At 67.2% G+C, this 26,843-nt stretch carries 21 protein-coding genes; 12 read left to right on the top strand and 9 right to left on the bottom strand.

The annotated features are described in order from the left end of the window. Positions 1 to 78: 78 nt before the first annotated feature. Entirely contained in the window at positions 79 to 1,941 is a 1,863-nt protein-coding gene (locus ASD68_RS13095; RefSeq protein WP_056607638.1) for an ATP-binding cassette domain-containing protein, read from the bottom strand. 194 nt (positions 1,942 to 2,135) lie between these two features. Between ASD68_RS13095 and ASD68_RS13090 the strand changes: the two genes are divergently transcribed. Further along, the gene (locus ASD68_RS13090) at positions 2,136 to 5,042 is read left to right on the top strand and encodes a serine/threonine-protein kinase (protein WP_056607637.1); all 2,907 of its coding nucleotides are present in this window, start codon (positions 2,136 to 2,138) and stop codon (positions 5,040 to 5,042) included. A 159-nt stretch (positions 5,043 to 5,201) separates the two neighbouring features. Here the strand turns inward: ASD68_RS13090 and metK are convergent, their stop codons facing one another. Together metK and ASD68_RS13080 are read right to left on the bottom strand one after the other, a co-directional pair. Next, the gene (gene metK / locus ASD68_RS13085) at positions 5,202 to 6,401 is read right to left on the bottom strand and encodes a methionine adenosyltransferase (RefSeq protein ID WP_056607636.1); all 1,200 of its coding nucleotides are present in this window, start codon (positions 6,399 to 6,401) and stop codon (positions 5,202 to 5,204) included. A 181-nt stretch (positions 6,402 to 6,582) separates the two neighbouring features. Continuing rightward, on the bottom strand, positions 6,583 to 8,475 hold the full coding sequence (locus ASD68_RS13080) for an LTA synthase family protein (protein WP_056607635.1): 1,893 nt from the start codon (positions 8,473 to 8,475) through the stop codon (positions 6,583 to 6,585). 168 nt (positions 8,476 to 8,643) lie between these two features. Here ASD68_RS13080 and glnE point away from each other — a divergent pair, with 168 nt between their 5' ends. Continuing rightward, complete coding sequence (glnE, locus tag ASD68_RS13075; RefSeq protein ID WP_056607633.1) at positions 8,644 to 11,484, top strand: bifunctional [glutamate--ammonia ligase]-adenylyl-L-tyrosine phosphorylase/[glutamate--ammonia-ligase] adenylyltransferase; 2,841 nt, start codon at positions 8,644 to 8,646, stop codon at positions 11,482 to 11,484. Between the two features lie 60 nt (positions 11,485 to 11,544). Then, on the top strand, positions 11,545 to 12,252 hold the full coding sequence (locus ASD68_RS13070) for an MgtC/SapB family protein (RefSeq protein ID WP_056607630.1): 708 nt from the start codon (positions 11,545 to 11,547) through the stop codon (positions 12,250 to 12,252). A 202-nt stretch (positions 12,253 to 12,454) separates the two neighbouring features. On the opposite strand, the gene ASD68_RS13065 is transcribed toward ASD68_RS13070, so the two are convergent. Continuing rightward, positions 12,455 to 13,426, bottom strand: coding sequence for a mitochondrial fission ELM1 family protein (locus tag ASD68_RS13065; protein ID WP_056607628.1), 972 nt, complete (start codon positions 13,424 to 13,426; stop codon positions 12,455 to 12,457). A gap of 142 nt (positions 13,427 to 13,568) precedes the next feature. Between ASD68_RS13065 and ASD68_RS13060 the strand changes: the two genes are divergently transcribed. From ASD68_RS13060 to ASD68_RS13035, 6 genes are all read left to right on the top strand, one after another. Further along, positions 13,569 to 14,162 (top strand): malonic semialdehyde reductase, encoded by a 594-nt coding sequence (locus ASD68_RS13060; protein ID WP_056085073.1) that lies wholly within the window; start codon positions 13,569 to 13,571, stop codon positions 14,160 to 14,162. Between the two features lie 39 nt (positions 14,163 to 14,201). Further along, a complete protein-coding gene (locus tag ASD68_RS13055; protein ID WP_056607627.1) occupies positions 14,202 to 14,786 on the top strand; it encodes a YceI family protein in 585 nt (194 codons plus the stop codon). Positions 14,787 to 14,926: 140 nt separating this feature from the next. Continuing rightward, complete coding sequence (locus ASD68_RS13050) at positions 14,927 to 15,136, top strand: zinc-finger domain-containing protein (RefSeq protein WP_007081103.1); 210 nt, start codon at positions 14,927 to 14,929, stop codon at positions 15,134 to 15,136. Positions 15,137 to 15,213: 77 nt separating this feature from the next. Continuing rightward, positions 15,214 to 16,338 (top strand): glycosyltransferase, encoded by a 1,125-nt coding sequence (locus ASD68_RS13045; RefSeq protein ID WP_056607626.1) that lies wholly within the window; start codon positions 15,214 to 15,216, stop codon positions 16,336 to 16,338. Between the two features lie 164 nt (positions 16,339 to 16,502). Continuing rightward, positions 16,503 to 17,774, top strand: a complete 1,272-nt coding sequence (locus ASD68_RS13040; RefSeq protein WP_056607625.1) for an O-antigen ligase family protein — start codon at positions 16,503 to 16,505, stop codon at positions 17,772 to 17,774. Then, positions 17,771 to 18,535 (top strand): glycosyltransferase family 2 protein, encoded by a 765-nt coding sequence (locus tag ASD68_RS13035; protein WP_056085080.1) that lies wholly within the window; start codon positions 17,771 to 17,773, stop codon positions 18,533 to 18,535. The genes ASD68_RS13040 and ASD68_RS13035 overlap by 4 nt, the downstream gene beginning before the upstream one ends. Here ASD68_RS13035 and lpxL read toward each other — a convergent pair. Beyond that, positions 18,529 to 19,455, bottom strand: a complete 927-nt coding sequence (gene lpxL, locus ASD68_RS13030) for an LpxL/LpxP family Kdo(2)-lipid IV(A) lauroyl/palmitoleoyl acyltransferase (RefSeq protein WP_056607624.1) — start codon at positions 19,453 to 19,455, stop codon at positions 18,529 to 18,531. The genes ASD68_RS13035 and lpxL overlap by 7 nt on opposite strands. 238 nt (positions 19,456 to 19,693) lie before the next feature. Between lpxL and waaA the strand changes: the two genes are divergently transcribed. Continuing rightward, positions 19,694 to 20,959 carry a lipid IV(A) 3-deoxy-D-manno-octulosonic acid transferase gene (gene waaA, locus ASD68_RS13025; protein WP_056085083.1) on the top strand — a complete coding sequence of 422 codons (1,266 nt, stop codon included), beginning with the start codon at positions 19,694 to 19,696 and terminating at the stop codon, positions 20,957 to 20,959. Between the two features lie 65 nt (positions 20,960 to 21,024). Here waaA and ASD68_RS13020 read toward each other — a convergent pair whose 3' ends face one another. Further along, positions 21,025 to 22,377: a TolC family outer membrane protein gene (locus ASD68_RS13020; RefSeq protein WP_056085085.1), complete on the bottom strand. Its 1,353-nt coding sequence runs from the start codon at positions 22,375 to 22,377 to the stop codon at positions 21,025 to 21,027. A gap of 34 nt (positions 22,378 to 22,411) precedes the next feature. Beyond that, a complete protein-coding gene (locus ASD68_RS13015) occupies positions 22,412 to 23,071 on the bottom strand; it encodes a protein-L-isoaspartate O-methyltransferase (RefSeq protein WP_056607623.1) in 660 nt (219 codons plus the stop codon). 282 nt (positions 23,072 to 23,353) lie between these two features. On the opposite strand from ASD68_RS13015, the gene ASD68_RS13010 reads away from it, so the two are divergent. After that, positions 23,354 to 23,953: a TetR/AcrR family transcriptional regulator gene (locus tag ASD68_RS13010; protein ID WP_200945407.1), complete on the top strand. Its 600-nt coding sequence runs from the start codon at positions 23,354 to 23,356 to the stop codon at positions 23,951 to 23,953. Between the two features lie 154 nt (positions 23,954 to 24,107). Continuing rightward, positions 24,108 to 24,704 carry a ferritin-like domain-containing protein gene (locus ASD68_RS13005; RefSeq protein WP_056607621.1) on the top strand — a complete coding sequence of 199 codons (597 nt, stop codon included), beginning with the start codon at positions 24,108 to 24,110 and terminating at the stop codon, positions 24,702 to 24,704. A gap of 36 nt (positions 24,705 to 24,740) precedes the next feature. Here the strand turns inward: ASD68_RS13005 and ASD68_RS13000 are convergent, their stop codons facing one another. Together ASD68_RS13000 and ASD68_RS12995 are read right to left on the bottom strand one after the other, a co-directional pair. After that, positions 24,741 to 25,757, bottom strand: coding sequence for a zinc-binding alcohol dehydrogenase family protein (locus ASD68_RS13000; RefSeq protein WP_056608053.1), 1,017 nt, complete (start codon positions 25,755 to 25,757; stop codon positions 24,741 to 24,743). Between the two features lie 47 nt (positions 25,758 to 25,804). Then, a complete protein-coding gene (locus ASD68_RS12995; RefSeq protein WP_056607619.1) occupies positions 25,805 to 26,836 on the bottom strand; it encodes an aldo/keto reductase in 1,032 nt (343 codons plus the stop codon). Between the last annotated feature and the right edge of the window lie 7 nt (positions 26,837 to 26,843).

The raw sequence follows: 26,843 nt of genomic DNA, 5'->3' as shown, positions 1-26,843 counted from the left end.
GCAAGCTCCCTTCCCCCGCTCGCGGGGGAAGGTGCCCGACAGGGCGGATGAGGGCCGCTTTTGCGCCGTCCCCGCGAATCAGCCATCCAGCTCCGCCCACCGCGCATACGCCGCATCAAGCTCAGCCTGTACCGCCACCAGCTCCTCATTCGCCTTGACGATCGCCGCACTGTCCTGCTGGAAAAACGCCGGCTCGTTCATCGCGGCGCTGCGCGTGGCGATGTCGCGTTCCAATTGCTCGATGCGCTTGGGCAGCTGATCCAGCTCATGCTGCTCCTTGAAGCTGCGCTTGCGCTTCGCTGCAACCGGTGCGGCTGGCGCGGGAGTTGCGGCGGCCGGCTTTGGGGCGTGGCCGGCCGTGCGCGGGCCGGGCTTCTGCCGCAGCCAGTCGCTGTAGCCGCCCACGTATTCGCCGATTTGCCCATCGCCCTCCAGCACCAGGGTGCTGGAGACCACGTTGTCGAGGAAGGCGCGGTCATGCGAGACCAGCAGAAGGGTGCCCTGGTAGTCGGTCAGCAATTCTTCGAGCAGTTCGAGTGTTTCCACGTCGAGGTCGTTGGTCGGTTCATCCATCACCAGCAGGTTGGACGGCTGTGCGAACAGCTTGGCCAGCAGCAGGCGGTTGCGCTCGCCGCCGGAGAGGCGGGTGATCGGCGCGCGGGCGCGCTCGGGCGAGAACAGGAAATCCTGCAGGTAGCCGATGATGTGCTTGCGCTGGCCGTTGAGCTCGATGTATTCGCGGCCTTCGGCCACGTTGTCCAGCGCGTTGAGCTTGTCGTTGAGCTGCAGGCGGTGCTGGTCGAAATAGGCGATCTCGATGGAGGTGCCCAGTTCCGCCGTTCCCCGCTGCGGAATGAGCTCGCCCAGCATGATCTTCAGCAGCGTGCTCTTGCCGGCGCCGTTGGGGCCGATGATGCCGATGCGGTCGCCACGCAGGATGGTGGTGCTGAGGTCGTCGATCAGCACTCGGCCGTCGTAGGCCTGGTGCACGTGCTTGAGGTCGATCACCTTCTTGCCGGACGACTGCGCGTTGGCCGCCGTCATCTTCACGTTGCCGCTGAGGTTGCGCCGTTCGGCGCGCTCGTTGCGCAATGCTTTCAGCGCGCGCACGCGGCCTTCGTTGCGGGTGCGCCGGGCCTTGATGCCCTGGCGAATCCACACTTCCTCCTGCGCCAGCTTCTTGTCGAACAGCGCGTTCGCCTGTGCTTCGGCGTGCAGGCGTTCCTCGCGGCGGCGCAGGTAGTTGTCGTAGTCGCCAGGCCAGTCGGTCAGCGCGCCGCGGTCGATCTCGACGATGCGGGTGGCCAGCGCGCGCAGGAAGCTGCGGTCATGGGTGACGAAGATGATGCTGCCGGCGAACTGCTTGAGGAAGGTTTCCAGCCAGCCGATGGCTTCGATATCCAGATGGTTGGTCGGCTCGTCCAGCAGCAGCACGTCGGGCTTGCGCACCAGCGCCTGGGCCAGCAGCACGCGGCGCTTCATGCCGCCGGACAGCGCGGCGAAATCGGTTTCGCCCGGCAGTTCCAGCTGGGTGATCACGTCGCTGACGCGGCGGTCCAGGTCCCAGCCGTGCTGCGCCTCGATCTGGTGCTGCACATCGCCCAGCGCGTCGAAGTCGCCGGTGTCGAGCAGGTGGTGGTAGCGCGCCAGCAGCCGGCCCAGGTCGCCCAGGCCCTCGGCGACCACGTCGAACACGCTGCCCTCGGTGCCGTGCGGCACCTCCTGCGCCATCCGGGCCACCACGATGCCGTTCTGGATGCGCACCTCGCCGTCGTCGGCCTGCAGCTCGCCGGCGATCAGTTTCATCAGGGTGGATTTGCCTTCGCCGTTGCGGCCGACGATGCAGACACGCTCGTTCGCCTCGATCGACAGATCGACATGTTCAAGCAGGAGGGGGCCGCCGATGCTGAAGTCGACGCGTTGCAATTGGATAAGAGACATCCGCCCATTGTAGCGGTTACGGCTCTGAACGCCGTCGCGCGACGGTTCGCGATGGTGAAAGAAATTGGCGGTATTCCCTGAAGGGCGCATCGGGCCGGCGCCCCCGGGAGCGGCCGCGGACACGGGTCGAAAAGGCGGGCCATACGGCCCCGGCTTCAGGCGTCTATACTGATTGGCCAACACGGGGGTGGGGGATGACCAGGCAACTGACGGATCGCTATCGCGAGGCGAAGCTTATCGCCATGGCGGCGATCGAGCTTGGCATGGATGCGCGCGAGGAAATGATCGCGTCGGCGGTGGCCGGCGACGAGGAGCTCGGCCGCGAAGTGCGCTGGATGATCGGCGCGATCGAGAGCAGCCACACCGCGCCGATGCCCGGCGACCAGATGCAGACGGCCGACCTCAGCGGCCACGATGCGCAGGCCTCGGCGCCCCGGCATTACCGCTTGCTGCGCCGCCTGGGTGAAGGCGGCATGGGCACGGTCTACCTGGCCGAGCGCACCGACGGTGATTTCGTGCAGCAGGTGGCGCTGAAATTCCTGCAGGCGTCGGCGGAAGGCTCGCCGGTGCTGCTGGAGCGCTTCACCCGCGAGCGGCAGGTGCTGGCGCGGCTGGAGCATCCGGGCATTGCGCATCTGCTCGATGGCGGCGTGCTGACCGACGGCAAACCGTTCCTGGCGATGGAGTACGTCGAGGGCGAGCGCATCGATGCCTGGTGCGAACACCATGGGGCCGACCTGCGCGAGCGCGTGTTGCTGTTCCTTAAGGTGTGCGCGGCGGTGGAGTACGCCCATCGCAACCTCATCATCCATCGCGACATCAAGCCGGCGAATATCCTGGTAACGGAATATGGCGAGCCGAAGCTGCTGGATTTCGGCATTGCGCGAATCATCGACGAACACGTTGACGTTGCCGCCACCGCCACCGGCGCCCAGGCGCTGACCCTGGCCTATGCCAGCCCGGAACAGATCGAACGCCAGCCGCTGACCACCGCCGCGGACGTCTATTCGCTGGGCGTGGTGCTTTACCAGCTGGTGTCCGGGCGGCGGCCGTTCCAGCATCTGGTGACGCCGCACCTGTTGACCAACGCCATCATCGGCGGCGTCGTGGTGGCGCCAAGCCGCGTCGCGAAGGCGGCGGCAAGAGAGATCGGCGGCGAGAAAACCCCCGGGTTTTCGGTGCCTGCCGATATCGATGCGATCGTGCTGAAATCGCTGCGTCGGCACGCGGCCGAACGCTACGCCACCGTCGGCGAACTGGTGGCGGACCTGCGGCGTTTCCTGGCGCGCCACCCGGTGCACGCGCGGCGCGGCGTGCGGCTGTATCGCGTACGCCGCTTCGTGCAGCGCAACCGCTGGCCGCTGGCGGCCGCGTCGGTGCTGCTGATCGCGGTGCTGTCCGGCCTGGGTTCATCGCTGTACGCGCTAGGCCAGGCGCGCACCCAGCAACAGCTGGCCGAACACCGGCAGCAGCAACTGGAGCGCATCGTGCACTTCCAGCAGTCGATGTTCGACAGCGTGGATATCGACGCGATGGGTCATGCGATCAAGCGTGATCAGGAGCGGCAGTTGACCGCCATGCTCTCGACCGGCAAGGACGGGCCGGTGCCGGACAAGGGCGCGGTCGAGGAATTGCAGCGCGCCTTCGCCGGCATCTCGGCCACCGACACCGCCCGCAACGTGCTCGATACCTACGTGGTGACGCACGCGCTGGACAGCCTGGACGCGGCGTTTGCCGATGCACCGACCCTCGCCGCCGACATGCGTCAATCCCTGGCCCGCGTGCTGGTGAACATTGGCAGTTACCCGCATGCCGTCACCGAGTTGCGCAAGGTGCTGTCGACCCGCGATCAAGGCGCCCCCGCCGAAGACCAAGCGCGGCTTTCGACGCAGATCGACCTGGCGCAGGCCCTGTATCGCAAGGGTGACCTGGATGCCGCGGCGGAACTGTTCGGGCAATCGGGCAGGGAATCGTCCTCGCTGCCGGTGGCCGCGTCGTTGCGCGTTGCCGCTGAAGCCGGGCGCGGTAGGGTGCTGGCGGCGCAAGGCCACCTGCAGCAGGCGCTGGTGCTGCAGCAGAAGCTGTATGAGCAACTGCAGCCGCTGTTGCCGGCCACCGACACCGGCGTGATGGAACTGCGGCAGGACCTGGTGACCACCCTGATCGGCCTGGGCATGCGCGACGAAGCGCGCAAGCAGGCCGAGGCGCTGGTGGCGCTGGACCGCGGCAAGCTGGGCGCGGAGCACCCCGAAACACTCAAGGCCATGGTGGTGCTGGCCAAGCTGCTGCACTACCGCCACGAGTACGAGAAGTCACTGGCGCTGGCACGCGAAGTGGCGAACATCCGCGAACGCAAGCTGGGCGCGGATCACCCCGAGACGTTGCGCGCGCAGAACATGGTGGCCACCGACGAGGTCTACCTGGCGCAGGACCCGGTCGCGTTCAAGCAGGCGCATGTGCTGCTTGACCGGGTGTTGGCCACGCGCGAACGATTGCTTGGCCCGGACCATCCAGACACGATGTCGTCGCGTACCGTGATGGTGCGACTGCTGTCCAAGCAGGGCCATTTTTCAGACGACCCCGCCGTCGCGCAGGCGTATTTCGCGCAGGCCATCAAGCAGGAACGCGGGATTCTGGCGTCGCACGAACGCGTCTTGGGACCGGATCATCCCCATACGCTGATGGCTCACGGAAGTCTCGCCAGCCTCCTGAGTGCCGCCGGACAGTACCGGGAGGCGTTGGCCGAGGCCGAGCTCACACTGGCGGGGCAACGCCGCGTGCTGGGTGAAAAGCATCCGATTGTCTTCAGCACGCTGACCCTGATCGGCGACATCAACAGCGACGCCGGCAACTGGAAGGCGGCGCGCGTGGCCTATCAGCAGGCGCTGAACGGTCGCGAAAAGCTTCTTGGCCTGCTTGATGCGCACACGATCGAAAGTGCCACGCGGCTGCATGACGCCCTCGACGAGTTGCGTGACGGCCGCGCCGCCAACGATATCCGTCGCCGTTACCTGGACCCCGTCATCGCCTTGAACCCGGCCGACCTCAACGCCAGCATGCGTGGCGTGCGCGAACAGGCCATTCGCACGCTGACGCCTTGAGGTTTGAAGGGCGGCGGCTGGCGGAAAGATCAAAAGCTGACCCCTCCCCGGCCATTCCGTGCGAGCGGGGGGAGGCGATGGGCAGCTTCCGCCGTCGTGAAACGCGAAAGGCCCCGCATGTGCGGGGCCTTTTGTCGAAGCGGCAAATCTGCGGGGCGCTTACTTCAGCTTCGCGTCCTTGCGCAGCGCCTCGGCGCGGTCGGTCTTTTCCCACGAGAACGAGGTGAACTTGTTGCCATTGGCGTCGTTCAGCTCCTGCGGCGTGCGGCCGAAGTGGCCGTAGCTGGCGGTCTGCTGGTACATCGGGTGGATCAGGTCGAGCATCTTCAGGATGCCGAACGGGCGCAGGTCGAAGTGCTTGCGGATCAGCTTTTCGATCTGCTCGTCGCTGATCTTGCCGGTGCCGAAGGTGGTGACCGAGATCGAGGTGGGATGCGCCACGCCGATCGCGTAGCTCACCTGCACTTCGCAGCGGTCGGCGATGCCGGCGGCCACGATGTTCTTGGCCACGTAGCGCGCGGCGTAGGCGGCCGAACGATCGACCTTGGACGGGTCCTTGCCCGAGAACGCGCCACCACCATGACGGGCCCAGCCGCCGTAGGTGTCCACGATGATCTTGCGGCCGGTGAGGCCGCAGTCACCCACCGGCCCGCCAATGACGAACTTGCCGGTCGGGTTGATGTGGAACTTGGTGCCCTTGTGCAGCCACTTCTCCGGCAGCACGGGCTTCAGGATCAGCTCGCGCACGCCTTCGATCAGGTCTTTCTGCTTGACGCCCGGATCGTGCTGGGTGGACAGCACCACCGCGTCGATCGCCACCGCCACGCCGTTCTCGTAGCGCAGCGTGACCTGGCTCTTGGCGTCCGGGCGCAGCCACGGCAGCGGCGAGTTCTTCTTCTTGCGCACCTTGGCCTGCTGCTCGACCAGGCGGTGCGAGAAGTGGATGGCGGCGGGCATGAAGGTCTTGGTTTCGTTGGTGGCGTAGCCGAACATCAGGCCCTGGTCGCCGGCGCCCTGGTCTTCCGGGTTCTTGCGGTCCACGCCCTGGTTGATGTCGGGCGACTGCTTGCCGATCAGGTTCAGCACGCCGCAGGTGGCGCCGTCGAAACCGACGTCGGACGAGTCGTAGCCGATGTCCAGGATCACCTTGCGGGTCAGCGCCTCCAGGTCGATCCAGGCGTTGGTGGTGACTTCGCCGGCGACGATCGCCACGCCGGTCTTGACCATGGTTTCGCAGGCGACGCGGGCGCGCGGGTCCTGCGCGATGATGGCGTCGAGCACGGCATCGGAGATCTGGTCGGCGACCTTGTCCGGATGGCCTTCGGAGACCGATTCGGAGGTGAACAGGTAGTTGGACATCGCGGCTATATCCCTTTGTACGGATAGAAAGATAAAGAAAGGCGCGATGATACAACGCCATCCCCGGTTTTGCAGCCTCGCGCAAGCACGTCGTGGGCGTAATTCCAGCCGCGTTCAGCCGCCCGCCGCGTCGCCAGCCAGCGGCGCGGTGCGGCAAGTCGGCCCACCGCGGGCCGGACCCTCACAACCCGACGGCGGCGGCCTGCGGCGGCGCCGGTGCGACATCGTGGGCAACGCCGCCGATCGGCGCGAGGACTTTCGGCAGCAGGCTGTCGAGCGTGCCGTTCATGCGCAGCTGGTCGATGCTGGACATGGCCTGGTCCAGCTTGCGCTGCTCGGTGCCCTCCGTCGGCGGTGGTGCGCCGGGCGCCTCGGTGAGCGCCGCCAGTTCCGGGCCTACCAATTGGGTCAGTGCGAAGTACGCGTCGTCGTGGATGCCCACCTGTTCCAGCAGCACGCCGGGCAGCAGCCAGGAGGCGGTGTCCAGGTGCACGGGCTTGATCGGATGCTTCGGCTCGACCAGCAGCCAGGTGCCGGCCTGGCTCAGCATGTCCTTGCCGTCGACGAAGCCGGCGATCTGGTAACTGTTGCTGAGCGCCGGCAGGTGGTCGCCGTAGAACAACACCAGACTCGGGCGGCGGCGCGTGGCCAGCTCTTTCACCAGCCGGCCCAGCTCAGCGTCGGCGTGGCCGATGTGATAGAGGTAGGTTTGCAGCTCCAGCTTGTCGCGCCCTTCGATGCCTTCCGGCACGGCGATGGCGTCGCGCTCGGCGGTGTGGGCCGGCTCGATGTCGTAGGGCCCATGCGCCTCGATGCTGATGGCGAAGATGAACTGCGGCGGCCCGCTGTCCTTCAGCTGGCGCAGGATCTCGTCGGTCATGGCGCTGTCGGCCATGTACTTGCCATCCATCGGCGCATCGGCGGGGAACGATGCCTGCGACACGAAGCTGTCGAAGCCCAGCGCCTTGAATGCCGCGCTGCGGTTCCAGAACGCAGGGTCGTTGCCGTGCAGCGCGATGGTGTCGTAGCCATGCTGGTTCAGCACGCGAACCAGGCTGGGCACGGTGGCGTGGCTCAGCTGCAGGTAGGGAAACTGCAGGTTGTCGAAATAGCGCAATGACAGACCGGTCAGCATCTCGAACTCGGTGCGGATGGTGCCGCCACCGAAGGTCGGCACATGCAGCTGGCCGCTGGTCCCCCGACGCGCCAGCCGGCGCAGGTTGGGGGTGAAGTGGCTGTGCTCGTAGCCCTTCATGATGGTCGGGTCGAAGAACGATTCGCTCTGCACCACCACGATGTCGGGCAGCTCCGCGCTGCCCGCCGAGGGCAGCAGCAGGCGCTGGCGCAGCGGGTGGTCGTAATCGGCGATCAGTTGCCTGGCCAGGGCGAGGTCGGGCTTCTTCTTGCCGTGGCCGTAATGCAGGTCGAACATGATCAGCCCGCTGATCAACCCCGAGTGATTGGCGGTGGACATCGCCGACCACGGCTCCAGCCACAGCACGCGTCCGTTGTAGAGCCGCTCCCAGGTGGTGACGCCCAGCAGCAGGCTCAGCAGCGCTGCCGCCAGCACACTGCCGGTGACAAGGCGCTTGCCGCCCGTGCGTTGCGGCAGCAGCGGCGGCTCGTAGCGCCACATCGCGACCACCAGCGCCAGCCCGGCCAGCAAGCCCAGGTACGGCCACGGGCTGTGCGGCAGGTAGCCGGACAGCAGGTGCATGCCGCCCTTGCGCAACTGGCCCACCATCTGGAAATCGGCCGGCAGCAGCGGCGTGCCCAGGTTCGCCACCTTCAGCGTGTTGACCCCGTAGACCACGCCTTCGAACAGCAGCACCAGGCCGAACGACAGCAGCAGCCGGCGGGTGAGCAGCAACAGCACGCCCGCCAGCAGCAGGCCGGGCAGGGCATTGGCGAACGGGAAGCGGGCCTGGTCCAGCAGGCGCTTCGGCACCACGCCGACGCCGCCGTCGATCAGCCCGGTCAGCAGCACGAAACCGAACACCACGGCCAGCAGCGCAAGCGTGCGCCAAACCGGGGCATGCCAGCGGTGCGGGAGGCGGGTGGGTTTCAACGACATGGCAGTCCTGTTGCTGTCATCGCGGGGCAGCGAATGTAATCAAGCCAACATGAACCGCACGTTGGTCGGATCGCGCAGTTTCGGGCCTGCACGGGCGCGCTTCAATGGATGGGCCACGTTCGCCCGGAACGGTGTCGGCTGCACGCCGCACTGCGGCACAATGCGGGCATGCCTGTCCAACCTTCCCCCGCGCTGCGCGCGCTGATCGACGACCGCTACGGCGACCTGGCGGCTCGCTGCCGCGCCGCCGGCATCCCGCTGCACGACGACGCCGGCGTGGCCGAGCGCATCCGGAACACCTTGCTGGCCAGCGATTTCGCCTTCGACGTGTGGTGCCACCAGCCGGAACTGCTGGCGCCGGGCCTGCAACGGCTGCGTGCGGGCGGTGATGCGTCCACGCGTGTCGGGGCATTGAAGTTGTCCGACGACGAGGCGGCCTGCATGGAAACGCTGCGGCGCTTCCGTCACGCCGAGGCCTTGCGGCTGGTGTTCCGCGACGTCAACGACCTGGACGAACTTCCCGAAACCCTGTCGGCCACCAGCGTGCTGTACGAGGCTTTGCTGAGTGCCGCGCTGGGCTGGTCGGAACGGTGGATGGCCGCACGCTACGGCCAGGCGCGCGACAGCGATGGCGCCGTGCAGCGACTGGTGGTGGTGGGCTTCGGAAAGCTCGGTGGCAGCGAGCTGAATTTCTCGTCCGACATCGACCTGGTGCTGGCCTACCCGCACGGCGGCGAGAGCGACGGCGCGCGCACGCTCGACAACAGCGAGTACTTCGTGCGGCTGGGACGCCAACTGGTGCGGCTGCTGCACGAGCCCACGATGGACGGCATCTGCGCCCGCGTCGACCTGCGCCTGCGCCCGTTCGGCAATGCTGGCCGGTTGGCGTTGTCGTTCGCGGCGATGGAGCAGTACTACCAAAATGAGGGCCGCGACTGGGAGCGCTACGCCTGGATCAAGGCCCGGCCGGTGGCCGGCGATCGCCAGGCCGGCAAGCAGCTGCAGGAGCTGCTGCGGCCGTTCATCTACCGCAAGTATCTCGACTACACCGCCTTTGCCGGCCTGCGCGAGATGAAGGCGCTGATCGATGCCGAGGTGGCGCGCAAGGACCTGGCCGACAACCTGAAGCTCGGCCCCGGCGGTATCCGCGAGATCGAATTCATCGTGCAGCTGACCCAGCTGATCCGCGGCGGTCGCGAACCCTCGATGCGCGTGCGCGGCCTGCTGCCGGCGCTGACTGCCTGCGAGGCGCGCGGGCATATCGGTGCGGCGCGGGCACGCATGCTGCGCGAGGCTTACGTGTTCCTGCGGCGACTGGAAAACCGCGTGCAGATGCTGCGCGACGCGCAAACCCACGACATCCCCGACGACGAGCTGAGCCGCGAGCGCATCGCGCTGGGGCTGGGCCATCCGGATTGGGAAACACTGAATGCCACGCTGGCGCACCACCGCGCCCACGTCAGCGAGGAATTTGCCGCCGTATTGATGCCGCAGGGCGGGCGCGCCGCCAAGGTGCCCGCGGCCGACAACGTGCTGTGGCAGCACGCCTGCGACGAGTCGCTGGAAGCGGGCACGCTGGAAGCCTCCGGTTTCGTGCCCGGCGCCGAGCTGGCCGACGCGCTGTTGAAACTGCCGCAGGCCTCGCCGGTGCGGGCGATGTCGGCGCGCTCGCGCGAACGGCTGGATCGGCTGATGCCGCAGTTGTTCGGCGTGGCGCGCGAGAGCGCCGTGCCGGTGGCCTGCATGTTGCGGTTGTGTCGCCTGGTGCAGGCGGTGGCGCGTCGCTCCGCTTATCTGGCCCTGCTGGAGGAACAGCCGCTGGCGCGCAAGCGACTGGCCCGGCTGTTCGGCGACAGCGCGTTCCTGGCCGAGCGGGTCATCATGCAGCCGCTGTTGCTGGATGACGTGCTTGACCCGCGCATCGATCAATTGCCGCTGAAGCGCGCCGACATCAGCGCCGAGATCACCCGCGTGCTGGGCACGCTGGACGAGCGCGAGGCCGAAGCGGAGCTGGAGCGCATCAACGAGTTCAAGGCCAGCACCGCGTTCCGATTGGGGCTGGCATTCAACGATGGCCGCGCCGACGCCGTGGCCACCGCGCGCCGACTGGCCGCGCTGGCCGAATCGGTGGTCGCCACGGTGACCTCGCTGGCCGAACGCGAACTGGCCGTGCAGCACGGCCGGCTGCCGGGCGAGGGTTCCGGCTTTGCCGTGCTGGGCTATGGCAGCCTGGGCGGCGAGGAACTGGGCTTCGCCTCGGATCTGGATCTGGTCTTCGTCTATGACGGCCGCCGCGCGCAGGCGATGAGCGACGGCGCGCGCCCGCTGGAAGGCGCGCGCTGGTACCAGCGCCTGGCGCAGCGGGTGATGAACTGGCTGACCGTGCTGACCCGCGGCGGGCGCATGTACGAGGTCGACACGCGCCTGCGGCCGGACGGTTCCAAGGGATTGCTGGTCAGCAGCCTGGACGGCTTTGTGGCCTACCAGCGCGGCCGCGCCTGGACGTGGGAACACCAGGCGTTGCTGCGGGCGCGGCCGGTGGCCGGCGACCGCGCACTCACTGCGCAACTGGCCGAGGTGCGCCGCGAGATCCTGGCCGTGCCGCGCGATCCGGCCGCCGTGCTGGCCGAGGTCAGCAGCATGCGCCAGCGCTGGCGCGCCGAACGCGACCGCTCCGACGCCACCCAATTCGACTTGAAGCAGGGCCACGGCGGCTTGCTGGATATCGAGTTCGCGCTGCAGGGCCTGGTGCTGGCGCACGCCCAGCGGCCGGGCCTGCTTGAGGTCACCGCCAACGCGTCGGTGATCGGCGCCTGCCACGACGCCGGCCTGTTGAATGCCAACCAGGCCGCCGTGCTCGGCGCCGCCCACGCCGAACTGCTGCATCGCGCACTGCGCTGCACGATGGACCTGCGTTCGCGGATCGCGCCGCGCGACGAGGCGCTGGCGACGCTTTGCGCCAGCGTGCGCGAGGTCACCGCGGCGCTGGGTTTCACCTTCGACGAATGACCGCGGCTGTGCGTGGGATCGGCACGGATCGCGAAGTCCGATGGATCACGGGAGGCAGGCATGCTTGATACGTGGGAAATACTGCAGCGGCTGGTGCTGGCGGCGGTGCTCGGTGCGGTCATCGGCGCCGACCGCGAGCGGCGTGAGTGGGCCGCCGGGCTGCGTACGCACATGCTGGTGTGCGTGGGCGCGGCGCTGGCGATCATCGTGTCGGCCTACGGTTTCAGCGACGCACTGAAAAACCCGCGCGTGATGCTGGACCCGTCGCGCGTGGCGGCGCAGGTGGTCAGCGGCATCGGCTTCCTCGGCGCCGGCACCATCTTGTTCATGCAGCGCGAGCAGGTGGTGCGTGGCCTGACCACCGCCGCCGGGCTATGGGCGGTGGCGTCGATCGGCCTGGCGGCGGGCGCCGGCCTGTATGCGGCGGCAGCGATGACCACGGCGTTGATCTGGGTGATCCTGGTACTGCTCAAGCCGTTGCAGCGACGCTTGTTCGCGCGTCACAACCTGCGCCCGCGGGTGCTGCTCAGCCTGGCTGACGATGGCGCCGTGGCCGGCGTGGAAGCCGTGGTGACGGCGCAACAACTGCCGCTGTTCAAGCTGATCCTGAATTGCCGCAAGGATGCCGACGACCAGCTCATCCTGATCTTCGAGCGCGGCGTGGACAGCGCCCGGATGACCGCGTTGACCGACGCGCTGCGAGGGGTGGCAGGCGTCACCGCGATCCAGCTGGGCAGCGCCATTCGCGACGCCAGCCGCCCGAAGTAGGGCTCCGAGCCTGTGAGGAAAACCACTCCTTGTGGTTTTCCTCTATCGCGTTTCCGGCACAGGCCCGGAAGCGCTCACGCGGATCAATCAATTGCGTGAGCGATCCGCGCCCGGCCATCGGGCAACCGCTCCTGCGTTGCCTCAACTCGGGCATCCATGCCCTCACGTGGCCGGGCTTCGAGGTTGAAAAAATCACAACCTCTCAGTCGCCCTGGCGTTGCGCCATGCGCGCCAGCAGTTGCCCGGCGAGTGCCGCCGTTTCGCGTAGTGGCGGTTGCGGTGATGCGGTGGTGTCGTCGATGTCGTGCAGCAGGTTCGCCGCGCGCAAGGCCTGATGGAAGCGGTCGATCCTGGCCGGCAAGGGCGCCGTGGTGAAGGTGTGCACCGGACAGCCGACGGCGCAGGCCTCGGACAGCATGTTCACCGAATCGGGCGTCACCACCAGCCGGTCGGCCCAGCCGAGCACGCCGGGGAACGGGTTGCGGCCATCGTCGGGGCCGGCCCAGACGATGCCGGGGACGTCGCGCAGCGCCTCGCGGAAAAGCTCGATGAGTTCCGTGGGCGTGCGGCGCGAGGCCAGCACCAGCAGGCTGCCGCCCTCGCTTCGGTGGTGGGCCAGCAGGTGGCCCAGCAAGCGGTCGGCGTAGTCATCATCCAGATCGATGGCGCGACGCGGCCCGCCCAGCAGCACGCCGACCCGCGGCTGCGGCAGCTCGCCCAGCAAGGGGCAGGCGTCGCGGCCGTCGGCCAGCCAGCGCTCGTCCACCGTATTGAGCGAACCCAACGGGCGCAGCACATTGGCGCCGTCGAGGCCGTCGTGGCGTGGCGCGATCACCGCATCCCAATGGCGCGGGTCGATGCGCGGGTCCAGGATCTGCACCGTGTAGCAGCGCCCTGCGGAAAGCGGCCGCAACATCCGCGTGAGCAGCGCCGCGGAGCGACCGCAGCCGATCGCCAGCTCGGGCCACGGCGGCGCGAACAGCGGGCGCTGTGACGCCGGCAAGGCCCGCGTGTTTCCCATCGTGAAGCGCGGCGACAGCCACGACCACGGCGCCCGCAGCTGCAGTCGCAGGTGGCGCACCGGCCGCTGCATGTGCTCGGCCAGCGCAAGCGCCTGACGCTGGTTGCCGGCGGCGTTGTCCGTGATCACCCAGCACTCGCCTGGCGTCAGCATGGCGGCGCTTTGCGGGTAATTGTTTCGCTGGCGTACACAGTGCGTTCCCCTCGGCCGTGGTTCGATCGCGCCAGGCCACCATTACACTCTCTAGTTCGCGATAGCGCCGCCCGTTGGCGTGCGCATGCCTTGGAGGATACCCATGAGTGATTCGCTTTCGGAGATGGCGCTGGATCAATTGTTTCGCGAGGCGCGCACGTTCAACGCCTGGTTGCCGCAGGACGTGACCGACGAGCAGTTGCATCAGCTCTACGCGCTGGCCAAGTTCGGGCCCACCAGCGCCAACGCCTCGCCGATGCGGGTGATCTTCGTGAAATCCGAGGAAGCCAAGGCCAGACTGGCGCCGCACCTGTCCGACGGCAATCGCGCCAAGACGATGGAGGCGCCGGTCACGGCCATCATCGGTACCGATCACGAATTCTATGAGCGCCTGCCGCAACTCTTCCCGCACGCCGACGCGCGCAGCTGGTTCGTCGGCAACCAGCCGCTGATCGACACCACCGCCTTTCGCAATGCCAGCCTGCAGGGCGCCTACGTGCTGATGGCGGCGCGGGCGTTGGGGCTGGATTGCGGCCCGATGTCGGGATTTGACCAGGCCGGCGTGGATGCGGCATTTTTTGCCGGCACCGCGGTCAAATCCAACTTCCTGATCGCCATCGGCCATGGCGATCGCAGCCGCAATTTCTTCCCGCGCAGCCCGCGGCTGTCGTTCGACGAAGCCTGCCGGATCGCCTGATCCTTTCCCTTGCACCTGTTACCCACCTGGAGATTCACCATGCGCGCATTTCGTTATCTCGTTGTGGCCAGCCTGCTCGGCGCCGCCGTCTCGGTGCAGGCTGCCCCGGTGACCTACAAGCTCGACCCCGACCACACGATGGTGCTGTTCAGCTGGAACCACTTCGGCTACTCCAACCCCACCGCCGACCTGGGCCTGGGCGAGGGCACGCTGGTGTACGACGAGCAGCACCCGGCGCAGTCGAGCGTGCAGGTGACCTTGCCGCTGGACCGCCTCGACACGCACGTGGCGGCGCTGGACGAGCACCTGAAGAAGCCGGACTTCCTCGACGCCGGGAAGTACCCGACGGTGACCTTCAAGAGCACGGCGGTGCAGCCGCTGGGCGGCAACAAGTTCAAGGTCACCGGCAACCTCACCGTGCATGGCGTGACCCGGCCGGTCGTGCTGGATGCCACCTTGAACAAGATCGGCCCGCACCCGATGAGCAAGGCGCAGTCGATCGGCTTCGACGCCACCGCCAGCCTGAAGCGCTCCGATTTCGGCGTGGGCGCCTACGTGCCCAACGTCAGTGATGAGATCACCATCCGCATCACCACCGAAGGCTCGGTGCCGAAGGCGAAGTAAGCCGGTCGAGATCGGCCAAGGCAGGGCGGCTTCGGCCGCCCTTGTCGTTTGGCCTGCCAAAAACACAGCGTACCGGTCAGCCAGCGGCCAGCCGTGCCTGCTACCATTTGCGGCTTGATGGTCTGTCTGGAGTTTCGTCCATGTCGCGCCCCCTTTCCGCGGCCGTCCCGCTGATACCGGCAAATGCCGAAAATCGTTACGAAGTGACGCGCGCGGACCTGCCGTTGTCCTGCCCGATGCCCGGCATGGCGTTGTGGAATTCGCATCCCAAGGTGTACCTGCCGATCGTCGATGACGGCGGCGAGTCAACCTGCGCCTACTGCGCGGCCCATTACGTGTTGCGCGACTGACCACGGGCGCGGCGTGATGCGACCGGCGGCATGGTTTCTGCTTGTCCCCTGCGATCAATGCCCCGAAACGTGAGCCCATGTCCAGCACCATCGCGCCCGACAAGCTGCTGACCGTTGTCCAGCTGATTCCCGCCATGCACGCGGGTGGTGCGGAGCGGTCGGCGTTGGAGATCAGTCGTGCCCTGGTACAGGCCGGGCACCGCTCGGTGGTGATTTCCGCCGGTGGCCGGCTGGTGGCGCAGTTGCAGGCCGAGGGCGGCGAGCACATCACCCTGGATATCGGCCGCAAATCGCTGCTCACCCTGTTGCGGCTGGGCAAATTGCGGCGCGTGCTGCGCCAGCTTCGCCCCGACATCGTGCACGCGCGCTCGCGCCTGCCCGCGTGGCTGGGCTGGTGGGCGATGAAGGGGCTGTCGTCGCGACCGCATTTCATCACCACCGTGCATGGGCTCAACTCGCCCTCGCGCTACAGCGCCATCCTGCTGCGCGGCGAACGCGTGGTGGCGGTATCGCAGACGCTGCGCGATTACGTGCTCAGCCACTACCGCTGGCTGGAACCGGGCCGGGTGCGGGTGATCCCGCGCGGTATCGACCCGGAGGCGTTCCCCTACGGCCATCGTGCCGACGATGGCTGGAAGACCTCGTTCTTCTCCGAATACCCGTCGTTGATGGGCGCACCGCTGCTGACGCTGCCCGCTCGCGGCACGCGCCTGAAGGGCCATCACGACGCGATCGAACTGGTCGCCGACCTGAAGGGCCGCGGCATCGATACCCGCTTGCTGCTGCTGGGCGTGATCGAGCCGGGCCGCGAAGCCTATGTGGCGGAGTTGAACGAGCTGATCCGCGCGCGCGGCGTCGGCGCCCAGGTGGTGCTGACCCCGCAGCGTGACGATGTGCGCGACATCTACGCGGTGTCCACCCTGATCCTGCAGTTGTCGAACCAGCCTGAATCGTTCGGCCGCACCGTGGTCGAGGCCTTGTCGCTGTGCCGGCCGGTGCTCGGCTATGCGCACGGTGGCGTGGGCGAGCTGCTGGCCGAGCTGTACCCCGCCGGCCGCGTGCCGCCAGGCGACCGCGAACGCCTGGCCGAACGCGCCGCCGAACTGCTGCGGGTGGCCCCGCCGATTCCCTTGCTGCACAGCTACCGCCTGGCGGACATGCAGCAGAACACGCTGGCGCTGTATCGCGAGGTGGCCGGCTAAGCGGACGGCGCTTTTGTGGGAGCGGCTTCAGCCGCGATGCTTTTCCCCCGAAGCACCTCGAAGCCAGGAGCATCACGGCTGAAGCCGCTCCCACAGGGGGCGCGCACGCCACCACCGCGACGCGCTCGCCTACAATGCGCTTTTCCTCCCGCACAGGCTGGCGCATGACCTCCCTTGGAACCACGCTGGGTGCCGCGCTGCGCTCGCCCCTGCTGCCGTTCTGGCTGGTGATCGCGCTGCTGCCGTTTGGCCGCAGCGCGGAACTGGGGACCTTCCTGTGCCTGCTCGGTGTGGTGCTGCTGTTCGCGCGCCAGCGTGATGCGTTGCGCGAGCACGCGGGTGCCCGGATGTCGCTGTGGCTGCTGGGGGCGTTCATCATTGCGGCGCTGTTGTCGGCTTTCGATTCGTATGCGCCGGGAAAAAGCTGGGGCACGGTGGCGGGCCAACTGCGCTATGTGCCGCTGGTCTTGTACGCCTGTTTCGCGATACGGCGGGACAGCAAGCTGCAGGCGCTGTTTGTCGCCGTGGCGCTGGTGCTGGCGTTGTGGGTGCTGGATGCCTGGGTGCAGGCACTTACCGGCTGGAGCCTGGGCGGCCATGCAGAGGCCGAGCGGGTGTCAGGCATCTTCGGCGCGGACAATCTCAAGCTGGGCCCGACCCTGGCGGTGCTGTCGCCGTTCGCGCTGTGGGCGGCGCGGCGGCGCTGGGGCTTGCGCGGGCTGCTGCTCGCCTTCGCGCTGGTGCTCGGCCCGGTGCTGCTGGCTGGTTCGCGCGCCGCGTGGTTGAGCTATGCGCTGGTGGCGCTGGGCTTCGCCTGGCATGAGGCGCGCTCGCTGCGGCGGTTTGCGCTGTTCTGCGTATTGGGCGCGGCATTGTTGGCGCTGGCCGGTGGCGTGGCGTGGAAAACCTCAGCGCGATTCCAGGTGCGGATGGATCGCACCTTGCTGGCCCTGCACGGCACCGACAGCTCGCTCGATGCCGCGCTCAGCGGCCGGCTGGATATCTGGAAAACCAGCGCGCGCATGATTGCGGATCACCCGCTCAATGGCGTGGGCGTGCGCGCGTTTCGCTACGCCTACCCGCATTACGCGCCGCCCGATGACCACTTCCTGGTAGCCGAACCCTGCGGCACCGGCCTGGGCGCCTGCCATGCGCATCAGGTCGTGCTGGAGGTTCTCACCGAAACTGGCGCGCTGGGTTTGCTGCTGTGGTTGGCGGCGGTGGCGCTGGCGTGGCGTGCGTGGCGCAGCGTGGGTGCGGCGGCGCGTTCGCGCGCTTTCCCCGTCACGCTGGCGCTGGGCGTGATGCTGTTTCCGCTGAACACCAGTCTGGCCTTCTATTCGGCCTGGTGGGGCCTGCTGTTTGCCTGGTTGCTGGGGCTTTGGTGTGCGGCGCTGTACGTGGTGGCGGATGTCGACGGGGCGAGCCGCCGATGACGGCCGCGCGCGAACCGCTGTCGGTGGTGGTGACCAGCTTCAACAGCGCCGCCACGCTGGATGCCTGCCTGCGCGGCGTGCGCTGGGCGGACGAGATCGTGGTGCTGGATTCCGGCTCCACCGACGCTACGGCGGCGATCGCCGCGCATTACGGCGCGCGTGTCCACGTGCAGCCGTTTGCCGGCTACAGCGCGCAGAAGCAGGCGGCGATCGATCTGGCCAGCCACCGCTGGGTGTTGCTGCTCGATTCGGACGAGTCGCTGGCCGAAACCGCCGCCGTGCCCCTGCAGCAGGCGCTGCACGCGCCGACGCACGTGGCGTACCAGTTGTGGCGGCGGGAGTGGCAGTTCTGGCGCTGGCAGTCAGGCCGGGCGCGGCTCAACCACTACGTGCGGCTGTTCGATCGGCAGCACGCGCGCATGAGCGGCCACGCGGTGCACGAGGAAGTGTGCGTCGACGGCTCCGTCGGCGTGCTCGACGTCACCATCGATCACCATGGTGAGCGCGATATTGCCGGGCGCGTGGCCAAGGCGGATCGCTATTCAAGCCTGCAACTGGGCGACCTCGCCCGGCGGCGGGTGCGCTGGTTGCGCCTGCGCATGGTGGCGTACCCCACGGTGGCCTTTCTGCGCTTCTACCTTTTGCGCGGACACTGGCGCTCGGGCTGGGCCGGCTTCATTGCCGCGCGCATCCACGCGTTCTACGCGTTCCTGAAATACGCGAAGTTGTACGAGTCGCGACGCCAGCGGCGCGATCAGTAGATCGGCGGCTGGCCCGGCGGGCGGGTCTTGAAGCGCTTGTGCGCCCACAGGTATTGCGTCGGCGCCTCGCGCACCATCTGTTCGATGCAGCCGTTGATGCGGGCGGTGTCGTGGTGCACGTCGGTGCCGGGGAAATCCTGCAGCGGCGCACCCAGCCGCAATACATAACCCTCGCTGCCCGGCAGGCGGCGGTGGAAAAAGGGAATCACCAGTGCGCCGGACATCCGCGCCAGATGATGGGTGGCGGTGATGGTGGCCGCCGGCACGCCGAAGAACGGCACGAACACGCTGTCCTTGCTGCGCATGTCCTGGTCGGGCGCATACCACAGCGTGCCGCCGTTGCGCAGGTATTTCACCGTGCCGCGGAGGTCCTCCTTCTCGAACATCGCGTCGGCATAATCCAGCCGCGCGCGCAGCACGTTCCACTCGAACACGTCCGAATCCATGCGCCGGTACATGCCGGCAATGCGGATACGCTGCGATACCAGCCGCGCGCACAGTTCCAGATGCGAGAAGTGGCCGCCCACCAGCAGCACGCCCTTGCCCTGGGCGCGTGCCGCCGCGAGGTGCTCCAGCCCTTCGACCTGCAGCGGAATGCGTGCGATCTGGCGGTCGCTGCCCATCCAGCCCAGCGCAAACTCCACCAGCATCAGGCCCACGTCGCGCAGGTTGGCGTCGATCAACGCCGCCTGCTCGGTGGCACTCAGCTCGGGGAAGCACAACCCGATGTTGACCTGCACGATGTGCCGCCGCGGCGAAGGCAGCCACTGCACCAACGCACCCAGGCGCCGGCCCAGCCACAGCAACGCGGGATACGGCAGCCGCGCGATCAGCCGGATCACACCCACGCCCAGCCATGCCGGCCAGTGACGCGGCGACAACAGGGAGCGGGTAAAGGGAGGTCGGGAAGCACCAGGCATTGGCGCTAGTGTAATTGGCCGGGAATGGGGAAAGGGGAATCGGGATTCGGGATGACCAGCCGTTCGGCTGTTGAGAGCCGGGATTCGGGGGGAGGCATCGCACACTTCCACCGATCGCCCTGAGCGTAGCCGCGCAGCGGCGGAGTCGAAGGGCGGGCGCGATGAAGCTTCGACTTCGTCGCGATCGGGTCGCTCCTTCCCCGCTCTCGTATACTGCGGCGCTACCACGGAGCTACGCGTGCGTTATCTCTACACCTTCGCGATGTACCTGGCGATGCCGTTGATCGTGCTGCGCCTGTTGCTGCGCGGGGTGCGCTCGCCGCCCTACCATCGACGCTGGTCGGAGCGGTTCGGCTTTTTCGATGCGCCGGGTTTCAACGGCAGCCTGTGGGTGCACGCCGTATCGGTGGGCGAGGTCAATGCGGCCGAGCCCCTGATCAAGGCGCTGCGCAAGGACTATCCCAACGCGCCCCTGGTCATCAGCACCGTCACCCCGACGGGCATGGCGCGCGTGCACCAGTTGTTTGGCGACGCGGTGTTTCACGTCTATCTGCCGTACGACCTGCCGTTCGCGGTGAACCGCTTCCTGCAACGGATCCGCCCGCAGTTGGCGTTGATCGTGGAAACCGAGATCTGGCCGAACCTGTATCACGCCTGCCACAAGCGCGGGGTGCCGATGATGATCGTCAACGCGCGCCTGTCCGATCGCTCGCTGCGCGGTTACCGATTCCTGCGCGGCACCGTGCGCTCGGCGTTGCGCTGCGTGCAGGTGATCGCGGCGCAGTCGGTGGCCGATGCGGCGCGTTACCGCCTGCTGGGCGCCGAGCCGCAGCAAATCGTGGTCAGCGGCAACATGAAGTTCGACATGCGCATACCGCCCGATGCCGCCGCTGCCGGCGCCAGCATGCGCCGGCAATGGGGCGGCGAACGCCCGGTCTGGATGGCTGCGAGCACGCACGAGGGCGAGGAGCTGGCGGTACTGGAAGCGCATCTGCAGGTGCTCAAGCAGTTTCCCGACGCGCTGCTGCTGATTGCGCCACGCCATCCGGAACGGTTCAAGCTGGTGGAGCACGCCGTGCACACGCTGGGTTTTCCGATGGCCACGCACAGTGCCGATGGGCTGCCGGCGGCGTCGCACCAGGTGTTCCTGATCGACGCGATGGGCTTGCTGATGCCGTTCTACGCGGCGGCCGACCTGGCTTTCGTGGGTGGCAGCCTGGTGCCTATCGGCGGCCACAACGTGCTGGAGCCGGCCGCGCTGGCCCGGCCGGTGCTGGTCGGGCCGCACACGTTCAATTTTGCCGAGATCACGCTCACCCTGATTCGCGAGGGTGGTGCCGAATGCGTGGGCAGCAGCGACCAGCTTGGCGGCGACGTGTTGCGGCTCTTGCTCGACGACGAGAAGCGCGCCCGGATGGGGCGCGTCGCGCACAAGGTATTCGATCGCGAGCGTGGCGCCGTGCGGCGCGTCATGCAGATGGTGGACGCCTTGCTGCAGGAATGAGCGGCGGTGGTTGATACACGAAAAAGGCCGGGCATGCCCGGCCTTTTTCGTGCGCTTGCCGCGGCTTACTGCAGCAACGTGTTGATCGCTTCCATGTCCTTGATGTCCGCCGTACCCGAGGACTGCTTCAGCATCAGCTTGTTCAGCACGAACTGGTGGCGCGCCTGCGAGTACTCGCTTTCGGCCTGGGTCAGGTTCTGGATCTGGATCAGCACGTTGGTCATCGTCTGCGTGCCCACGTCGAAACCCGCGCGGGTCGCTTCCAGCGCCTTCTTGCCCGAATCCACCGCCGCCCGGGTCGACTCGACCTGCGAGATGCCGGCGATCACCGAGCGGTAGTTGTTGAGCGTGGTGCGCACCACCTGGCGGCGCTGCGACTCGAGCGCGTCCTGGGCCGAGTCGCGCTGGTAGATGGACTGCCGCACCCGTGACTGGGTGGCGCCGCCGGAGAAGATCGGCACGTTCAGGGTCAGCCCGATGGTGGTGGCGCCGCGGTTGTCCTGACGACCACTGCCGATGTTCTGGTACCAGCTGGTGTTCTTGCCGTAGCTGACGTTGGCGGTGATGGTGGGCAGGTGGCCGGCACGCGCCGCGCTGATGTTGTGCTCGGTGGTTTCCACGTTGCTGCGCTGGGCCAGCAGGTCGGGGTTGGTTTCCAGTGCCTGCTTGACCCAGGTATCCGGGTCGTTCGGGGTGGGCGGCTGCATCGGCAGGTCTTCACGCAGCTTCTTCAGCTCGCCGGTGGGCTTGCCGGTGATCTCGGTCAGCGCTTCGCGGGCATCGTTGAGCGCGTTTTCCGTGGCGATCGTGTTGGCCTTGGCCGCCTCGTAATACGACTTGGCCTGGTACACGTCGGTGATCGCCGAAAGGCCGACCTTGAAGCGCTGGTTGGATTGTTCGTACTGCTGGCGGTAGGCGTCTTCGTTGGCCTTGGCGTAGGCCAGCTGATCCTCGCCGGTGAGCACGCCGAAATAGGCCTGGGTGACGCGCACGTACAGCTGCTGCAGCGCGGACTGGTACAGCTCGTCCTGCGCCTGGGCGGCGGAGTGCGCGGCCTTGAGGTTGGCGTATTCGCTGAAGTCCAGCACTGTCTGGCTGAGCTGGGCGTTCACGCTGCGCGTGCGGGTGTGACCGAACTCGCTGGTGTTGATGGTCTGGGTGGGATCGGTGGGATCGCGCACCAGCTCATGGTTGCCGCCGTTGGTCTGCTGCAGCGACAGCCCTGCGGAGATCTGCGGCAACAACAGTGCGCGCGCCTGGTCGACGTTTTCGCCAATGGACAGTCGCGTGGCGTCCGCCTGCATCAGCACGGGGTCGTTGGCGCGGGCTTCACGATAAGCATCCAGCAGGTCTTCGCCATGACTGGGCAGTGAAACGGCGGCCATCGCCAGGGCCAGTGTGAGCAGCTTCAAACGCATGGGTTGCCTCGTAGGGGAAGTCGGGGGCGGAAATTCAGAGAACGAAAGGTTGAAGTGGCTCGGCGTGCTGCAGGTAGGGCAGGTCGGTCTCGAACAGGATTTCCTCGCGGAAACGACCTTCGCCTTCGAGCGTCAGCAACACAACTTGTTGCACTGGCGACTTGCCGCGCACGATCACCGCGCGGCCACCGGGCTTGAGCCAGCCCAGCCAGCGCGGCGGGATGGTGGCGACCGCACCGGTGACGACCAGTGCGTCGAACTGCTCATCGGGCTGCCAGTCGACAACGGCCTCGCCCGTGGCCAGGTTGACGTTGGTCACGTTTGCCGCCTGCAGCCGCTGGGTGGCGGCGGCGGTGAAATCGGCATGGATGTCCACGCTGGTGACATGCGCCGAAAGCCCGGCCAGGCAGGCGGCGAGAAAACCCGAGCCGGTGCCGATTTCCAGCACGCGGTCGGTGGGCAGCAATTCCAGCGCCTGCAGTACGCGGCCTTCGACCACGGGTTTCATCATCACTTCGCCATGGCCCAGCGGCAGGCACAGGTCGGCAAACGCCAGCCGGCGGTGTTCGGCAGCCACGAAATCCTCGCGCCGCACGCGGCCGATGACGTCCAGCACGCGGCCGTCCAGCACCTCCCACGGGCGGACCTGGTTCTCGACCATGTTCAGTCGTGCCTGCTCGAAGTTCATTGCCATTTCAACTGGTGTCCCGTGAGTCGGAAAAGGTGAAGAAGAATAAGCGTCTGGCCACATTCCGACAATCACAGCGTGACGGCCCCGCCCGCCGCCACGTAGTGCCGGAAGTCATCGCGAATGGTTGACGCACGTCATTGAGCGCATATGACATACGCGGGAGAATGGCGTCTGGAAAATAATTGTACCGCCGCGTATAATAAAGGGCAGACTCTCATTTGTGAAGGTGCGGGCATGATTAGCGGCGCGCAAATAAAGCCACAGGGACCGGGCCGCCCCAAAGACATGGAAAAACGGGCGGCGATCCTCGCTGCGGCGAAGGCATTGTTCATACGCAATGCGTTTGCCGGTACCAGTATGGATGCCATCGCCGCCGAGGCGAAGGTTTCCAAGCTGACCGTGTACAGCCATTTCGGCGACAAGGACAACCTCTTTCGCGAGGTGATCCGTTCCCGCATCGAGGACCTGCTGCCCGAGGACATCTACCAGTTCGACCCCAATGTGGGCATCGAGCAAACCCTGCACGCCATCGCCCAGGCGCACATGCATATCGATTGCCAGGCCGAGCATGTGGGTACCTTCCGGGCGATCCTCAGTGACTGCCGCCAGGGCAATCCGCGCTACGGCAAGCTGCTGTGGGAAGAGGGCCCGGCGCGCATGCACCGCTTGATGGAAAACCTGCTGCAGCAGGCGGTCGACCACGGCGCGCTGGACATTCCCGTGGTGAAGACGGCCAGCGTGCAGTTCTTCTCGCTGATCAAGGGCGACATGCTGCTGCGCCGGCTGTTCGGTTGCGACGAATGCCCGGAGACCGCTGCCGCCGAAATCGAGGCGATGGCGCGTACCGGCGTCAACACCTTCCTGCGGGCGTACGTTCCGCGCTGAGTGCGCTGCCCCTCGCGCGCCCTGTTTTGAACCGGGCGCGCCGGGCCATTGGTTGGGCGCATCGCGGCATGCGCCCGGCCGCGTTTACACGATCACCACGCAGGCGGGGCGTAAGCTTCCCGGATACGCGTTTCGGCGTAACGAGGAAACCTGCATGGCCGCCAAGAACCAACCCTTCCTTTCCGATATCCAGACCATCCGCAGGCGTGCGCGCGAGCACATGCAGCGGGGCGCGGTCACCGACAGCTACACGCTTGATCGCGATGTCGTGCTGAAGCTGCTGAACGAGGCGCTGGCGACCGAACTTGTCTGCGTGCTGCGCTACAAGGCGCACTTTTACCTGGCGTCGGGCATCAATGCCAAAAGCGTGGCGGCCGAGTTCCTCGAACATGCCAACGAGGAGCAGGGCCATGCCGACCAGATTGCCGAGCGCATCACCCAGCTCGACGGCACGCCCAACTTCGAACCCGATGGCCTGTCCACGCGCAGCCATGCCGAGTTCGTGGTGCCGGACGACCTTGCCGGCATGATCGAGGAGAACCTCGTCGCCGAGCGCATCGCGATCGACAGCTACCGCGAAATCATCAACTACGTGGGCGACCGGGACACCACCACCAAGCGCATGCTCGAAGGCATCCTCGCCGTGGAAGAGGAGCACGCCGAAGACATGAAGACGCTGATGGAGGATTTCGGCAAGAAGGGCGAGCCGGCCAAGCCGTCGCCCGGGAAAGCCGCCGGCAAACGCGGCTGAACTTTCGAGGGGTGGCGCTTGCCACCCCTCATTCGTTCACCAGCCGGCCAGCACCAGCTTCCCGACCGTGGTGCCCGATTCGAGGCGGCGGTGTGCCTCGCGCAGGTTGGTTGCATGGATGGGCGTGAGCGTTTCGGCGCGGGTGCCGCGCAATTCCCCGGCATCGATCAGGGCGGCCACGCGGTCGAGGATGCGCCCCTGCTCGGCCTGGTCGGCGGTTCTGAAACGTGGGCGGGTGAACATCATTTCCCAGTGGATGCCGACCGCCTTGGCTTTGTACGGATCGCCGATCCGCAGCGCGCCCGCAGGCTCCACGATCAGGCCGACATGACCCTGCGGGGCGATGAGTTCGCCCACGGTTTCCCAGTAGCGATCCGTATCGGCAAGATTCAACACCGCGTCGACCTGGCTCATCCCCAGCGTCTTCAACTGCGGCGCCAGCGCCTCGCGATGGTTGATCACATGCTGCGCGCCCATCGTCTGGCACCACGCCACCGTTTCGTCGCGCGACGCGGTGGCGATCACGGAGAAGCCCGCGCGCCGCGCCAGCTGGATCGCGATCGAACCCACGCCACCGGCCCCTCCGATGATCAGCAGGGTCTTGCCCTCGCCGCCGTGCTCGCTGTCGAACGGCATGCGCTGGAACAGCAGTTCCCACGCGGTGAGTGTGGTCAGCGGCAACGCTGCCGCGTCCGCCAGTTCGATCGATTTCGGGACGTGCCCGACCAGCCGTGCGTCCACCGCCTGGTATTGCGCATTGCTGCCGGCGCAGGTGATGTCGCCGGCGTAGTAGACGCGGTCGCCGGGGCGGAACCCTTCCACGCTGGCGCCCACCGACTCGACCACGCCGGCCGCGTCGTAGCCCAATACCTTCGGTTGCGCCTCCACCTGCGGCTTGGGTGAGCGCACCTTGGTGTCGACCGGATTCACCGACACCGCCTCCACCTGCACCAGCAGGTCGTGTGCGCCCGGTTCGGGCATGGGCAACTCCACGTCGACCAGGGAGGCGGGGTCGTCGATGGGCAGGTAGCGGGTGAGGGCAACGGCTTTCATGTGGGGCTCCAGTGATTCGGGTGGGGATTCGGCATGCGCCGTGCGGTTCATACCGGCGGCGGATTGCGTTCGGCGAACGGGCCATTCCAATAGGGGTAATAAGGGTAAGGTGGCGTGACGGCGCTGGCCGCGTCGAGCGCGGCGATCTGCCCGGGCGCAAGTTGCCAGCTGGCCGCTTCAAGGTTCTGCCGCAGCTGGGTTTCGTTGCGGGCGCCGATCAGCACACTGGACACCGTGGGCCGCTGCAGCAGCCAGTTCAATGCGATCTGCGGCACGCTGCGGCCGGTCTCCGCGGCCACGGCGTCGAGCGCGTCGACGACGCGGTACAACCGCTCCTCTTCCACCGGTGGCGCAAAACCCGCGGTGTCGTGCAGGCGGCTGCCTTCGGGCCAGGGCTGGCCGCGGCGGATCCTGCCGGTGAGGCGTCCCCAACCCAGCGGGCTCCACACCACGGCGCCGACGCCCTGGTCGAGCCCCAAGGGCATCAATTCCCACTCGTAGTCGCGGCCGATCAGCGAGTAGTAGGCCTGGTTCGCCACGAAGCGCGCATAGCCATGGCGGTCGGCGATTGCCTGCGATTTCATGAGCTGCCAGCCGGAGAAATTCGACGCGCCCAGGTAGCGCACCTTGCCCGCGCGCACCAGATCGTCCAGCGTCGACATCACCTGTTCTACCGGCGTCATCGCATCGAAATGGTGCAGTTGCAGCAGATCGATGTAGTCGGTGTCCAGCCGCTTCAGTGCGCGCTCGACGCCGCCGATCAGGTGATGGCGCGAGGCGCCGACATCATTGGCGCCGTCGCCGGCGCGCAGGCTGATTTTGGTCGAGATGATGGCGCGATCGCGCCGGCCTTTCAGCGCCGCGCCCAGGATCGATTCCGAAGCGCCGTCGGAATAGACGTCCGCGCTGTCGAACAGGTTGACGCCGGCGTCGAGACAGATGTCGACCAGCCGGCTCGCCTCGGCCACGTCGGTTCGGCCCCAGGCGCTGAACAGCGGGCCCGTGCCGCCGAATGTGCCGGTGCCGAAACCGAGTGCGGGCACCTTGAAGCCGGAGCTGCCCAGATAGCGGTATTCCATGGTGATG

It is taken from the genome of Rhodanobacter sp. Root627, from assembly GCF_001427835.1.
GTDB classification, from domain to species: domain Bacteria; phylum Pseudomonadota; class Gammaproteobacteria; order Xanthomonadales; family Rhodanobacteraceae; genus Rhodanobacter; species Rhodanobacter ginsenosidimutans.
The sequence above is the reverse complement of the archived record's forward strand: the minus strand, read 5'-3'. Positions and strand labels throughout refer to the sequence as shown.

Bases quoted from the DNA above. Each gene is read 5' to 3' on its own strand.
- ASD68_RS13055 (WP_056607627.1), top strand. From the start codon at position 14,202: ATGCGCGCATTTCGTTATCTCGTTGTGGCCAGCCTGCTCGGCGCCGCC.
- ASD68_RS13020 (WP_056085085.1), bottom strand. From the start codon at position 22,377: ATGCGTTTGAAGCTGCTCACACTGGCCCTGGCGATGGCCGCCGTTTCA.
- glnE (WP_056607633.1), top strand. From the start codon at position 8,644: ATGCCTGTCCAACCTTCCCCCGCGCTGCGCGCGCTGATCGACGACCGC.
- ASD68_RS13035 (WP_056085080.1), top strand. From the start codon at position 17,771: ATGACGGCCGCGCGCGAACCGCTGTCGGTGGTGGTGACCAGCTTCAAC.
- ASD68_RS13090 (WP_056607637.1), top strand. From the start codon at position 2,136: ATGACCAGGCAACTGACGGATCGCTATCGCGAGGCGAAGCTTATCGCC.
- ASD68_RS13070 (WP_056607630.1), top strand. From the start codon at position 11,545: ATGCTTGATACGTGGGAAATACTGCAGCGGCTGGTGCTGGCGGCGGTG.
- metK (WP_056607636.1), bottom strand. From the start codon at position 6,401: ATGTCCAACTACCTGTTCACCTCCGAATCGGTCTCCGAAGGCCATCCG.
- ASD68_RS13010 (WP_200945407.1), top strand. From the start codon at position 23,354: ATGGAAAAACGGGCGGCGATCCTCGCTGCGGCGAAGGCATTGTTCATA.
- ASD68_RS13060 (WP_056085073.1), top strand. From the start codon at position 13,569: ATGAGTGATTCGCTTTCGGAGATGGCGCTGGATCAATTGTTTCGCGAG.
- ASD68_RS13080 (WP_056607635.1), bottom strand. From the start codon at position 8,475: ATGTCGTTGAAACCCACCCGCCTCCCGCACCGCTGGCATGCCCCGGTT.
- ASD68_RS13065 (WP_056607628.1), bottom strand. From the start codon at position 13,426: ATGCTGACGCCAGGCGAGTGCTGGGTGATCACGGACAACGCCGCCGGC.
- ASD68_RS13045 (WP_056607626.1), top strand. From the start codon at position 15,214: ATGTCCAGCACCATCGCGCCCGACAAGCTGCTGACCGTTGTCCAGCTG.
- ASD68_RS13015 (WP_056607623.1), bottom strand. From the start codon at position 23,071: ATGGCAATGAACTTCGAGCAGGCACGACTGAACATGGTCGAGAACCAG.
- ASD68_RS12995 (WP_056607619.1), bottom strand. From the start codon at position 26,836: ATGGAATACCGCTATCTGGGCAGCTCCGGCTTCAAGGTGCCCGCACTC.
- ASD68_RS13040 (WP_056607625.1), top strand. From the start codon at position 16,503: ATGACCTCCCTTGGAACCACGCTGGGTGCCGCGCTGCGCTCGCCCCTG.
- ASD68_RS13005 (WP_056607621.1), top strand. From the start codon at position 24,108: ATGGCCGCCAAGAACCAACCCTTCCTTTCCGATATCCAGACCATCCGC.
- ASD68_RS13050 (WP_007081103.1), top strand. From the start codon at position 14,927: ATGTCGCGCCCCCTTTCCGCGGCCGTCCCGCTGATACCGGCAAATGCC.
- ASD68_RS13095 (WP_056607638.1), bottom strand. From the start codon at position 1,941: ATGTCTCTTATCCAATTGCAACGCGTCGACTTCAGCATCGGCGGCCCC.
- ASD68_RS13000 (WP_056608053.1), bottom strand. From the start codon at position 25,757: ATGAAAGCCGTTGCCCTCACCCGCTACCTGCCCATCGACGACCCCGCC.
- lpxL (WP_056607624.1), bottom strand. From the start codon at position 19,455: ATGCCTGGTGCTTCCCGACCTCCCTTTACCCGCTCCCTGTTGTCGCCG.